We start from the raw sequence: 12,659 nt of genomic DNA, 5'->3' as shown, positions 1-12,659 counted from the left end.
AGAGCCGATCCTCCGCCGGGAGGACGCCTTCTCCTCCTTCTGGCCGCTTTCGCCCGCCAAGTGGCCGTACGCGCTGAACCATCCGGCCACCAGGTCGGTCCGGACGGCGGGCGAACCGAGCGGTGGCGTGGCCCTAGCCTCGGCCCCATGACAGGAGAGACAACGATCTTCTTCGGGCAGTTCCTGCGCTCCCCCGCCGTCACCGGAGCGGTCGCGCCCAGCTCACGGCGGTTGTCGGAGGCGGTGTGCGTGCCGGTGCCGGAGCGCGGCGACCCCGTCGTGGTCGAGCTGGGTCCGGGCACGGGCCCCTTCACCGCCGAGATCCAGCGCCGCATCGGCGGGCGGGGGCGGCACCTGGCTGTGGAGATCAATCCGCGGTTGGCCGGCCACCTCGGCGCCCGCTATCCGGGGGTGGAGCTCGTGGTCGACAACGCGGCGCGGCTGCCCGAGCTCCTCGCCGGCCGGGGCGTGGCCGCCGCCGACGTGATCGTGAGCGGGCTGCCCTGGGCGGCGTTTCCTCCCGCCCACCAGGCGGACCTGCTGCGGGCCGTGGTCGCCTCACTCGCCCCGGAGGGCGCGTTCACGACGTTCTCCTACGTCCACGCCCGCGCCCTGCCCGCGGCCCTGCGGTTCCGCCGCAGGCTGGGCGAGGCGTTCGAGGAGGTGGTGGCCGGGCGCACAGTGTGGCGGAACCTGCCGCCCGCCTTCGTCTACCACGCGCGCCGCCCCCGCCGGTGATCTCGCAGCCCGCCGAACGGCGTTCTAGAGTGGCGGGCATGGACTTCACGCTGCCGGAGAGCGCGCAGGCGGTGCGCCGGGGCATCGCGGACATCTGCTCGCGGTACGACATCGACTACTGGCAGCGCTGCGAATCGGACAAACGCTGGCCCGAGGAGGTGTGGGCCGAACTCGCCAAGGGCGGCTGGCTCGGCCTGGCCGTGCCCGAGGAGCACGGCGGAGCCGGCCAGGGCCTGCTGGAGCTGGCCGTGGCCACCGAGACCCTGTCGGCCTCCGGCTCCGCCGGCGGTTCGGCGTTCATGTACGTGCTGACGCCGGGGTTCGGGGCGCTCACGCTGGCCAGGCACGGCTCGGCCGAGCAGAGGGCCGCGCTGCTGCCGAAGCTGGCGACCGGACAGATCGAGACCTGCTTCGCGCTGACCGAGCCCGACGCCGGGTCCAACTCCCTGGCGATCTCGACCTTCGCCCGCAGGGACGGCGACGACTTCGTCGTCAACGGCCAGAAGATCTGGATCACCGGAGTCCAGCGGGCCACCTGGATGCTGCTCGTCACCCGGACGATCCCGGCGGCGCAGGCCAGGCCGCGCAGTGACGGGCTGACGGTGTTCCTGGTGAACGTGCCGGAGGCGGTGGCGGCGGGGCGGCTGTCCTACCGGCCGATCCCCAAGATGGGCGCCAACACCACGCCGTCCAACATGGTCTTCATCGACGACCTGCGACTGCCCGCCTCCAGCGTCCTCGGCGAGGTGGACCGGGGGGCGGCCGTGCTGTGGGACGTGCTCAATCCCGAGCGGATCCTGCTGGCGGCCAGCGCGCTCGGCGGAGCCGAGGTGGCGCTGCGGGTGGGCGTGGACTACGCGAAGCAGCGAGAGGTCTTCGGCCGGCCCATCGGGGCCAACCAGGCCATCGCGTTCCCGCTGGCGCAGGTCAAGGCCAAGATCGAGCTGGCCAGGCTGATGCTGTACAAGGCGGCCTGGTCGTTCGACAACCGCCTGCCCTGCGGCACGGAGGCGAACATCGCCAAGCTGACGGCCTCGCAGGCCGCGTGGGAGGCCGCCGACGCCGCGTTCCAGACCCACGGGGGCATGGCGTACTCGCTGGAATACCCCGTCGCACGCCTGCTGGCCGACGCCAGGATCGGCCGGATCGCGCCGGTCACCGAGGAACTGCTGCTCAACCACCTGGCCACCCAGGTGCTCGGCCTGCCCAGGAGCTTCTGACCGCCGCCGATGCCCCCGCCGAATTTCGGCGTCGCGCATTCCCTCACGGCGCCGCGGCCAGGGATTCCCTGATCCTGGCGGCGAGGAAGTCGCGGCCCTCCAGCGCCTGGTCGAAGAACCCGGGCAGGCCGAGGAAGCCGTGGAGCGCGCCCTCGAAGCAGCGCTGCTCCACGGGGACGCCCGCCTCGGCCAGCGCCCGCGCGTAGGCCACTCCCTCGTCGCACAGCGGGTCGCACTGCGCGGTGATCACCGTCGCGGGCGCCAGGCCCGACTTGTCCGGCAGGTGGATCGGCGCGAGACGGGGGTCGCGGGGGTCGGCGCCGCCCGCGTACTGCTCGATGAACCACCTCATCTCCGCCGCGTCGAGCCCGAACCCCTTCCCGTACGTCCGGTAGCTGGGGGTGTCGGCCGCGACGTCGATGACGGGACAGATCAGCGCCTGGTGGGCGAGGCGGAGCCCGGCGTCTCTCGCCAGCCAAGCCGTCACCGCCGCGAGGTTGCCCCCGGCGCTGTCGCCGACGACCGCCACCCTGCGCGCGTCCGCGCCGTAGAAGGCGGGGCGGGCGTGGACGTCGCGGACCACTGCGAAGGCGTCCTCGGCGGCCGCGGGGAACGGGTGCTCGGGCGCGAGGCGGTAGTCCACCGAGACCACGACCGCTCCGGTCCTGCGGGCGAAGTCGCGGCCGAGGGCGTCGTTGCGCTCGACGCTGCCGAAGACCCAGCCGCCGCCGTGGAAGTAGACGAGCACCGGCAGCGGATGCTCACCAGGCTCCGGGCGGTAGATCCGGACCGGCACCCCGGCCGCCGTCTCGTCCCTGACCACCGGCAGGTCGATCCGCGACCCGCGCTGCTCCATCACCCCGTCGAGGGACCGCAGCCGGGCGATCTGCTCACGGGTGAGGGAGGCGAGGTCCATGCCGAGATCTGAGGGGAAGAGCTTGAGATAGGCCTCCGCCTGGGGATGCAACGCCATGCCCGGCACAGTAACAGCGCCCGCCGACACAACCGCCGAAGCGGCCGCGGCGCGCTCTCCCCGCCGGTACGGCTCAGGGACGGGCCGCGTCCACCAGGGCCTCGACCAGGCGGTTGTCCGCGCCGCGCTCGGGGTGCCACTGGACGCCGACCGCGAACCGGTGCCCCTGGAGCTCGACGGCCTCGACGATCTGGTCGTCGGCCCACGCCACCGCGATCAGGCCGCTGCCGAGCCGCCGGACGGCCCGGCGGTGCGCGCCGGTCACCTCCGCGCGGTCGCCCACGGCCTTGCCGACCTTGCTCGACACGCTGACGGTGACCACGTGCGCGGCCGTCTCGTGACGGTCGTGGCCGACGGCCTCCCGCAACGATGTGATCAGCGTGCCTCCCTGGGCGACGTTGAGCACGTGCATGCCGCGCGAGATCGCCAGCAGAGGCACCTCCGCCTCCACCGCCGCCTGCGCCAGCGCGGTCTCGAACCGGTCGCGCTGGGGCTGCGGCCCGCCGAGCCCGTCGTCGTCCGGCTCCCCCGCCGCGACCTCGCCGTACAGCACCGGATCGACCTCCACGCCCCCGGCGAGGATGACCGCGTCCAGGCGCCGCACGTAGTCGCCGGCGGAGACGGGGCTCAGCGGCGGCAGCAGGACGGGCGCCCCGCCCGCCTTCTCCACCGCCCGCGCGTACGCCTGGGGCGAGAGCGCCGCCTCACGGACCCATGTGCCCCAGCGCGCAGCCTCGAGATAGGTGGTGATGCCGACGATGGGACGCGCCATTGCCATCTCCTGGGGGTGTGCGAGCAGGCAGGCCCATCATGGCGCAGATCTATTTCCTTTTTGTCAGTTTTCACATCAGTCACACCAGTCACAGAGATGAGGGTCACGAAAAATAACGAAGTGTTCACAGTCGGTTGCCTTGTGGGGAATCGGTTGTGACGCCCGAGAGCGAGTGGAACACTCCCGGTTGAGCGATCGGTCGAGCCGGGGCCGCCGGCGCTCGTCACCCGGAGCCGTCAGGGAGGTGGATCGACAGACCGGAGCACGTTTCCGGTCCCTAGGGTGGGACACAACTGATGCCGCTGAATCCACGCCTCGTCAAGGAGAGCTTCTCGGCCGTCGAGCCCGTCGCGGCGAAGGCCGCCGGGTACTTCTACGGACGACTGTTCACGCACTGCCCGCACCTGCGGGGCATGTTCCCGCCGGGCATGGAGGTGCAGCGCGACCGGCTCTTCACCGCGCTCACGAGGGTCGTCTGGATGCTCGACAGCCCTGAGGGGCTGGAGTCCTATCTCGCCCAGCTCGGGCGGGACCATCGCAAGTACGGCGTGTCCCCCGACCACTACAGAGCCGTGGGGAGCGCTCTTCTCGCCACGATCCGGCATTTCGCCGCCGAGATCTGGACCGACGAGATCGAGGCCGCCTGGACCGAGGCGTACGCCATGGCGGCGCAGATAATGATCGACGCCGCCGCCGGGGAGACCACGCCCGCCTGGTGGCTGGCGGAGGTGATCGACCACGAGCCGCGCACCCGGGACATCTCGGTGCTCACGCTGCGGCCCTCGGAGCGCATGGACTTCGTCGCCGGGCAGTACGTCACGGTCCAGACGGCCAGGTGGCCACGGGTGTGGCGGCGGTTCTCCATCGCCAACGCGCCCCGCCTGGACGGCACGCTCCGCCTGCACGTGCGCGCCGTGCCGGGCGGCTGGGTGAGCACGGCGCTGGTCCGCCACACCCGCATCGGCGACCAGCTCCTGCTCGGCCCGCCGGTGGGGACGATGACGCCGCCCGAGTCGGACCGCGACCTCCTCTGCGTCGCCGGCGGCACCGGCCTCGCGCCGCTCAAGGCCGTCATCGAGCACGTCATCGCCTCCGGCGACCGCCCGAACATCCACCTGCTGTTCGGCGTCCGGCGCGCGTCCGATCTGTACGACATGCCGGACCTGGTGAGGATGGAGGCCGCCTTCCCCTGGCTGCGGGTCGTGCCGGTGGTGTCCGACGACCCGGGCTACGACGGGATGCGCGGCCGGCTCCCCGACGTGGTCGGGAGGTTCCACTCCTGGGCCGACCACGAGGCGTACGTCTGCGGACCGCCCGCGATGGTCGACGAGACGGTACGGCGCCTGCAGTTGTCGGGGGTGCCGCTCGCGCGCATCCACCGCGACCCGATGCAGAGCGACCCGACAGCAGAACCACACGGTGAGGAGCGAGGCTTGACCGGAACGGCGCGCGACGTGGATGGTTTCCTGGCAGGATTCGAATCGAAAACATAATCGAAATCAGCACAGGGAGGACATATGACCGCACTGCTCGCGATCGGCACTCGCAAAGGATTGTTCCTCGCGCGCTCCTCGGACGGCGGCTCGTTCGAGGTCGAGCCCGTGCGGTTCTCCTCGATCGGGATCCACTCGGTCGCGATCGACACGCGCGGGAGCACGCCCCGCCTGCTCGCCGGCATCGAGTACGGCCACTTCGGCCCGTCGGTGATGTGGTCCGACGACCTCGGCGAGACCTGGGAGGAGGCGACGACCCCGCCGGTCGCCTTCCCCGAGCGCACCGCGACCGCGCTGGCCCGGGTCTGGCAACTGCAGCCGTCGCCGTCCGAGCCCGACGTGGTCTGGGCGGGCGCCGAGCCCGCCGCGCTGTTCCGATCGGAGGACCGCGGGGCCACCTACACCATGGTCGACGGCCTGTGGGACCACCCCACCCGGCCCCAGTGGCAGCCCGGCGGCGGCGGCCTGTGCCTCCACACCGTGATCCCGCACCCGTCCGACCCGCGGCGCATCGGGGTCGCCGCCTCCGCCGTGGGGTTCTTCCGCAGCGACGACGCGGGAGCCACCTGGCGGCCGTCCAACAAGAACATTCGCGCGCCCTTCCTGCCCGAGGGCGCGCAGTATCCCGAGTTCGGCCAGTGCGTGCACAAGGTGGCGCAGCATCCCGCGACGCCCGAGCGGCTCTATCTGCAGCACCACTTCGGGGTCTACCGGTCCGACGACTTCGGCGACTCCTGGACCGATATCGGGTCCGGCCTGCCCTCCGACTTCGGGTTCCCGATCACGGTCGACCTGGACGATCCGGACAGGCTGTTCGTCCTGCCGCTGCACGGTGACGTCGACCGGACGCCGCTCGGTTACCGATACCAGGTGTTCCGCAGCGACGACGCCGGGGGCACGTGGCACGGACACTCCGCCGGGCTGCCCGAGGGCCCGGTGCACGCCTCGGTGCTCAGGGACGCGATGTCCGCCGGGCCCGCCGGCGTGTTCTTCGGCACCCGGGACGGCGAGGTGTACGGCTCGGCCGACGCGGGCGAGACCTGGTCGCTGATCGCCCGTCACCTGCCCGACGTGCTGTGTGTGCGGGCGGCCGTCCTCTGAGCAGCCGCCGCGCGGGGTCCCGCGGCGCCCTTCCGGGCGACCGCGGGGCCGCGGTTCACAGCGGCTCAGACCTTGCGATAGCCGGGAACCCAGGCGCCGTCCTCGACGACGTAGTCGCCGAACAGGGCCGGGGCCTCCTCCTGCATGATCGTCCCGATGCGGTCGAAGACGAGGCGGATCTCCTCCTCGGCTCCCGCGGCCGTACGGGCCTCGATCGTGTGCCGCAGGGTGCGCACGTTGGCCGTCCAGACCAGGCCGGTCCCGACGCCCTCGGGCGCGAAGCGGCGCATGAACGAGGTGCGGTGCTTCTTCTCCGCGAACGGCACACCCTCCTCGTCCAGCCCGAAGTGGACCGCCATCCAGTTCTGGAACTCCTCCATCCGGTCGAGCATCTCGGTCGCCCGCTTCATCAGCTCGGCGTCCTCGCGCGCCCACTCCGGGAACCAGAACGGGATGTCGTTCAGCCGGACGAACCGCAGCGACTCCTGCGAGATCGCCACTCCGGGCCGGTGCCGCACCAGCTCGTGGGTGAGCACCCGCGAGACGTTGTGCAGCACGAAGCTGAAGCTGAGGTGCTCCAGGACGCTGCCGTGCGCGCTGGCCAGGATGTTGCGCAGGTACGCCTCCTGGTCGGTGCGCACCCTCGTGACGTTCGGATTCAGGCCCGGCTCGAACGACCGGTAGCACAGCCGGCCGGCGAACTCGGCAAGGTTCTGGGCGTCGAACTCGCCCCGCTCCAGCCGCTCAAGCCAGCTCTCCCCGCCGATCTCGTGGAGGTAGCGGGCCAGCTCGTCGTAGTCGACGGACGGTTTGGCGACGAGGAAGACCTCGGGCTCGACGCTGCGCATTCACATTCCCCGTGAAGTGGTGCCGATGGATGACCGTCCAAGCAAACCAGCTCGGCCTCACGATCGCGACCCGGCCCCCCTGACATGACCCACCGCAGGCGACGGCGGCCGGCACTCACCGTACGCGCTCCCCCGACTCCACCGCTTCAGAGGCGGTAAACGCGGCGGGCGTTGCCCGAGCCGATCATGTGGGCGATCCGGGCGGCGTCGGCGGGGCTCCACTCGCCCTCGTCGATCCGGTCGGCGAGCACGCGGGCCAGGCCGCGGCGATGGTTGAGCGCGGCCAGGAAACACAGCTCGGCGGCGCCGTGGCAGCCGGAGCCGTACATCTGCTTGTGGAACGGGACGAGTTCGAGCAACTCGCGCAGGACGTGGCCGGAGCCGGCGGCGGCGTGGGCGACGGCGGGCCCGGCGTCCACGTACACGTGCGGGAAGACGCCCGCGAGGTGGGCCGCCTGACGGTGGTAGGGGTAGCAGTTCAGCAGGACGACCGGCACCCCGAGCGGGGCGAGGGCGCGGACGAACCCGGTCAGCAGTGCGGGATCGGTCAGGTGGCCGGCCGCGGCGCCGGACAGGCCCCATCCGGACACGCCCCATCCGGAAAGGCCCCATCCGGAAAGACCACAGTGGAACTGCAGCGGCAGACCCCGCTCTCTGGCGACGTCGACCGCCGCCCAGAGCAGGTGCCGTACGAGGACGGGGTCGTCCAGGCGCGACTTGGGGTCGGCGAGCCTGCGCCCGGCCGCCGCGATCACGCTGCCGCGCGAGGGCCGGGAGGGGTCGAAGCCGAGGCCGCAGTGGTGGGCCGCGACCGACTTGAGCGCGGCGGCGCGGGCCGCGCGGACCGCCAGCTCGTCCCGCAGCATCCCGGCGTAGTCGGCGGCGGGCAGCCCGGCCTCGGCGACGTCCTGCTCGGCCTGCTCCAGCCGGACGATCTCGTCGGCGGCGGCCGAGCCGAGACGTCCCATCTCGGCGGGCGAGAGCAGCGCGGGGACGTCGAGCCCGCTGTCGACCAGGAAGGCCGACACCCCGGCGCCGCGCAGCAGCCGCCGGTTGACCTCGCCCGCGCCGAGTTCGGCGCGGCGTGACAGGTAGACGGTGGGCGAGGCGTGCGGCTCCAGGCCGAGAACCGGCGCGCACCAACGGCGGATGGCGGCGCCGGCCGGGGTGTCGAAGTGCGTGGTCCCGGGCGGCGCCGGCGTGCCGCCCTCGCCGATGAGCTGCTCGAATCCCGACCTGGTGGTGTCGTCACGGCGCACACCGCAGCAGTGCTGGTCGACCATGGGCGCGAGCAGGGCGGCCCGCACCGCGTCGGGAAGGGTCGCGGGCAGCATGTCATGGGATCTCGGCTCCGGCACGGCAGTGGACTCTACGGCTCCCCCGCCGCGCCGGCACCGCCCTAAACGGCCCCTTTACTCAGCCATGGCGTGTGCAGAGCCGCAGGACGTTGGCGATGATCCGCGCCCCGGCCCCGCCCTGCGTGGTCAGGATCGACTCGGGGTGGAACTGCACGCCGAAGCGCAGGTTCTCGGCGTCCTCGATCGCCATGGCCGCGCCGTCCGGCGTGTACGCGGTGACCCGGAAGCCCTTGACTCCCGGCTCCTTGGCGTGCACGGAGTGGTAGCGGGCCGCGACGAACTCGCCGGGCAGGCCGTCGAGCAGCGCGCTGTCACCCTCGCGGCGGACCCGGCCGCGCTTGCCGTGCTCCGGGTAGGGCAGCAGTTCGAGCGTGCCGCCCGCCTGCTCGACCATGGCCTGCAGCCCCAGGCACACCCCGAACACGGGGAACCTGCGGGCGTACAGCGCCTCGATCAGCGCCGAGCAGCCGAAGTCGGACGGCCAGCCGGGTCCGGGCGACAGCACGACGAGCGTGGGCGCGATCTCGTCCAGCTTCTCCAGCGGGAACCCGTGCCGCAGCGTGACCACGGACGCGCCCTGCTGGCGGAAGTAGTCGGCGAGCGTGTTGACGAAGGAGTCCTCGTGGTCCACCAGCAGCACGCGGTGGCCCTCGCCCGGCAGGTCGGCGCGGGGCTCCGCCCGCGCCTCCTCCCGGGGACGGGCGGACGCGGCGAGCGCGCCGAGGAGGGCGCTGGCCTTCAGCTCGGTCTCCCGCTCCTCGGCCTCGGGGTCGGAGTCGTACAGCAGCGTGGCCCCGGCGCGCACGGTGGCGACGCCGTCGCGGATCTGGGCGGTGCGCAGGGTCAGGCCGGTGTTCATCGAGCCGTCGAAGCCGATGAAGCCGACCGCGCCGCCGTACCAGCGCCGGGTGGTCTCCTCGTGGTCCTCGACGAACTGCATGGCCCACGTCTTGGGAGCGCCGGTGACGGTGACGGCCCACATGTGGGTGAGGAACGCGTCGAGGGCGTCGAACTCGGGGCGCAGCCGCCCCTCGATGTGGTCGACGGTGTGGATCAGCCGGGAGTACATCTCGATCTGACGGCGGCCGATCACCCGGACGCTGCCCGGCACGCAGATCCGCGACTTGTCGTTGCGGTCCACGTCCGTGCACATGGTCAGCTCCGACTCCTCCTTCACGCTGGACAGGAGCGTGCGGATCGCCTCGGCGTCCTCGACGGGGTTGGCCCCGCGGGCGATGGTGCCGGAGATCGGGCAGGTCTCGACCCGATCGCCGCTCACCCGGACGTACATCTCGGGCGAGGCGCCGACCAGGTGCTCGCCGTCGCCGAGGTTGAGCAGGAACTCGTACGGCGCCGGGTTCTCCGTGCGCAGCGAGCGGTAGAAGGCGGACGGGTCGGTGCAGGCGCCGTGGAAGACCTGGCCGGGGACGACCTCGAACAGGTCGCCGCGCTGGAACTTCTCCTTGGCCTTGGCGACGACCTCGGCGTAGGTCCCCCGCACCGGGTTCGGCGGGATCTCGCGGGGCGCGACCGGGGGGATCGTCTCGCCGGTGCGCGCCAGGCCGCTGGTGGAGACGCCGTCCACGGTGAACTCGTAGCAGTGCTCGACGCTGGTCTCGCGGACCCGGTCGATCACGACGAGCCGGTCGGGCAGGTGCAGCACCAGGTCGCGCTGGTCGCCGGGGCGGGTCAGGCGGTAGCGGATCGGCTCGAACTGGAAGGCCAGGTCGTAGCCGAAGGCGCCGTACAGGCCGAGGTGCGGGTCGTCGGACCGGAAGGCCGCGATGATCTCGCGGATGGCGGTGAAGACGGTGGGCCTGCGGCTGCGCATCTCCTCGGGCAGCAGGTCCTCGGACTCGGGGACGTGCACCTCGACGTAGCCGTGAGCCGGCTCGGCCACCGGCTTGCCGGCCGCCAGCAGGCAGGAGGCGACGACGGGCAGCACGACCTGTCCCCGCTCGTTGAGCGCGCGGGCGGAGATGGTCCGCCCCCGCGCCACGATCTCAAGGCAGGGATCGACGTAGCCGAACGCCCACCTGCTGTACCGGCCCGGGTAGTCCATGCCGGACGAGAAGGCCCCGCCGCGCCGCTCCCCCAGCGACGTGACGATCTCCTCCAGCGCCTCCTCGGCCACCTCGCGCACCCGGCGCTCGACCGCGATGCCGCCGGCCGTGGTAAATCCGCTGATCTCCACTGTCCACGCCCCTTTATTCGTATGCCCCGGGGCGGACACACAGAAGGCCGCCACTCATGGGGCGGCCGGTCTCTTCGACGCGAATGCGAAAACGCCGCCTGTCAGCGGCGCCACCACTGGGAAGGTGCATGAGTTCGCATGAGCCAAGGGTAGCGGCGACAAGCGCGATCATGCAACGCGGCATGACTGGAAGGGCGAACAGCGGATAGATATTCTGTTACTGGTCGGGAAACCTCACTCTCGGCGCGGGGCGATCAGCCCGAAGCCGGGAAAGGAGGGGGCATGGTCCGCGTGCCGGCCCACTTGCCCGTGCACCGCCACGGCCCGCATGGGCTGGGCGGGCCGAGGGGTGCGGTCGGGCATCCGGGCGGGCCGCAGGGCCGCCGGGTCCGGGTCCGCCGTGACGTGCCCGTGCCGATGCCGGACGGCGTGACGCTCCTGGCCGATCACTACGCTCCCGTCGGCGCCGACCGGCCCCCGACGATCCTGATCCGCACGCCGTACGGCAGGGGCGGAGTGGTCGGCTGGATGTACGGCTGGACCTTCGCCCGGCACGGCTTCCAGGTGCTGCTGCAGAGCTGCCGGGGCGGCTTCGGCTCCGGCGGACGGCTCGATCCGCTGGTCCACGAGCAGGCGGACGGCCTCGCGACGGTCGAGTGGATGCGGGCGCAGTCGTGGTACGGCGGCAGCTTCGCCATGCACGGGCCCTCCTACCTCGGCTACACCCAGTGGGCGATCGCGGCGGAGACTCCCGACCTGCGGGCGATGGCCGTCCAGGTGACCGCCTCGTGCTTCCGGGACGCGGCGTACGTCGGAGGGTCGTTCGCGCTGGAGTCGACGCTGATCTGGACGACGCTCACCGCGCATCTGGAGGGCCGGCTGGGCGGCGTGGCCGCGTTCATCGCCCCCCGGCGCACACGGCGGGCCGTGCTGTCGGGCCGCCCGCTGCCCGAGCTCGACCTGCTGTCGGCGGGCAGGCCGCTGCCGTTCTTCCGCGAACTGCTGGCCCATCACGGCGAGACTCTCTGCACGTACTGGGACAAGGCAGACTTTTCCGCGTCGGTGGGGCAGGTCGGCGCGGAGATCACGATGACCGGCGGCTGGTACGACGTGTTCCTGCCGTGGCAGCTCAAGGACTACGCGGCGCTGCGGGCCGCCGGGCGGCAGCCGCACCTGACCATCGGCCCGTGGTATCACGCCGACATCCGCCACGGGCGGGCCGCCAACGCCGACGCCCTGGCCTGGTTCCGCGCCCACCTGCTCGGCGACCCGTCGGGGCTGCGCCCCTCCCCCGTCCGGCTGTACGTCACCGGCGCGGGCGAGTGGCGGGACGAACCCGACTGGCCGCCGCCCCGCATGCGGCGCGAGCGCTGGCACCTGCAGCCGGGCTTCGCCCTGTCGCCGGACAACCCGGCGGACGGCGAGCCGGACCGCTACCGCTACGACCCCGAGCACCCGACCCCGGTGATCGGCGGCCCGGTGCTCATCGGCAACTCCGAGCCGAGGGACAACCGGCGTCTCGAGGCCCGGCGCGACGTGCTCGTCTACAGCTCCGAGGTGCTCGACCGGGACACCGACATGATCGGCCCGGTGAGCACCGAACTGTTCGTGCGCACCGGCAGGGAGCACACCGACTTCGTCGTACGGGTGTGCGACGTGCACCCCGACGGCACGTCGATGAACGTCTGCGAGGGCGTGCGCCGCCTGACCCCGGCGGACCGCGGCGACGAGGACGGCGTGCGCCGGGTGGAGGTCGACCTGTGGCCGATGGGCCACCGGTTCCGCCGCGGACACCGCATCCGGGTTCAGGTGGCCAGCGGGGCCTACCCGCGCATCGCGCGCAACCCGGGCACCGGCGCGCCGCTGACGGCGGGCACCCCGATGGTCGCCTCCGACCAGGAGATCCTGCACGACCCCCGCCACCCCTCGGCCGTGATCCTCCCCACGCTCCCCTGAGCCGGC

10 protein-coding genes are annotated in these 12,659 nt (G+C 72.4%); 5 read left to right on the top strand and 5 right to left on the bottom strand.

All coding sequences use genetic code 11. The annotated features are described in order from the left end of the window. The first annotated feature begins 147 nt into the window (after positions 1 to 147). Both ACGFIB_RS18100 and ACGFIB_RS18095 read left to right on the top strand, forming a co-directional pair. Positions 148 to 738 carry a class I SAM-dependent methyltransferase gene (locus ACGFIB_RS18100; protein ID WP_142574249.1) on the top strand — a complete coding sequence of 197 codons (591 nt, stop codon included), beginning with the start codon at positions 148 to 150 and terminating at the stop codon, positions 736 to 738. Positions 739 to 776: 38 nt separating this feature from the next. Beyond that, on the top strand, positions 777 to 1,958 hold the full coding sequence (locus ACGFIB_RS18095; protein ID WP_357247197.1) for an acyl-CoA dehydrogenase family protein: 1,182 nt from the start codon (positions 777 to 779) through the stop codon (positions 1,956 to 1,958). Between the two features lie 43 nt (positions 1,959 to 2,001). On the opposite strand, the gene ACGFIB_RS18090 is transcribed toward ACGFIB_RS18095, so the two are convergent. Together ACGFIB_RS18090 and ACGFIB_RS18085 are read right to left on the bottom strand one after the other, a co-directional pair. Next, positions 2,002 to 2,931, bottom strand: a complete 930-nt coding sequence (locus ACGFIB_RS18090) for an alpha/beta hydrolase (RefSeq protein ID WP_393373121.1) — start codon at positions 2,929 to 2,931, stop codon at positions 2,002 to 2,004. Between the two features lie 73 nt (positions 2,932 to 3,004). Next, positions 3,005 to 3,703: a gamma-glutamyl-gamma-aminobutyrate hydrolase family protein gene (locus ACGFIB_RS18085; RefSeq protein WP_142574243.1), complete on the bottom strand. Its 699-nt coding sequence runs from the start codon at positions 3,701 to 3,703 to the stop codon at positions 3,005 to 3,007. A 296-nt stretch (positions 3,704 to 3,999) separates the two neighbouring features. On the opposite strand from ACGFIB_RS18085, the gene ACGFIB_RS18080 reads away from it, so the two are divergent. Together ACGFIB_RS18080 and ACGFIB_RS18075 are read left to right on the top strand one after the other, a co-directional pair. Further along, entirely contained in the window at positions 4,000 to 5,196 is a 1,197-nt protein-coding gene (locus tag ACGFIB_RS18080; protein ID WP_393373117.1) for a globin domain-containing protein, read from the top strand. A gap of 24 nt (positions 5,197 to 5,220) precedes the next feature. Beyond that, the gene (locus tag ACGFIB_RS18075; RefSeq protein WP_142574239.1) at positions 5,221 to 6,297 is read left to right on the top strand and encodes a WD40/YVTN/BNR-like repeat-containing protein; all 1,077 of its coding nucleotides are present in this window, start codon (positions 5,221 to 5,223) and stop codon (positions 6,295 to 6,297) included. 65 nt (positions 6,298 to 6,362) lie between these two features. Here the strand turns inward: ACGFIB_RS18075 and thyX are convergent, their stop codons facing one another. The 3 genes from thyX to ACGFIB_RS18060 all read right to left on the bottom strand — a co-directional run bounded on the left by thyX (position 6,363) and on the right by ACGFIB_RS18060 (position 10,697). Continuing rightward, on the bottom strand, positions 6,363 to 7,145 hold the full coding sequence (gene thyX / locus ACGFIB_RS18070; RefSeq protein WP_357247188.1) for an FAD-dependent thymidylate synthase: 783 nt from the start codon (positions 7,143 to 7,145) through the stop codon (positions 6,363 to 6,365). 146 nt (positions 7,146 to 7,291) lie between these two features. Continuing rightward, positions 7,292 to 8,503, bottom strand: a complete 1,212-nt coding sequence (locus ACGFIB_RS18065; RefSeq protein ID WP_393373113.1) for an amidohydrolase family protein — start codon at positions 8,501 to 8,503, stop codon at positions 7,292 to 7,294. A 58-nt stretch (positions 8,504 to 8,561) separates the two neighbouring features. Further along, complete coding sequence (locus ACGFIB_RS18060) at positions 8,562 to 10,697, bottom strand: anthranilate synthase component I (RefSeq protein ID WP_393373110.1); 2,136 nt, start codon at positions 10,695 to 10,697, stop codon at positions 8,562 to 8,564. Positions 10,698 to 10,979: 282 nt separating this feature from the next. Between ACGFIB_RS18060 and ACGFIB_RS18055 the strand changes: the two genes are divergently transcribed. Next, a complete protein-coding gene (locus ACGFIB_RS18055) occupies positions 10,980 to 12,653 on the top strand; it encodes a CocE/NonD family hydrolase (RefSeq protein ID WP_357247179.1) in 1,674 nt (557 codons plus the stop codon). Positions 12,654 to 12,659: the final 6 nt, after the last annotated feature.

Source organism: Microbispora bryophytorum, from assembly GCF_043197435.1.
Taxonomy (GTDB): Bacteria; Actinomycetota; Actinomycetes; order Streptosporangiales; family Streptosporangiaceae; genus Microbispora; species Microbispora bryophytorum.
The sequence above is the reverse complement of the archived record's forward strand: the minus strand, read 5'-3'. Positions and strand labels throughout refer to the sequence as shown.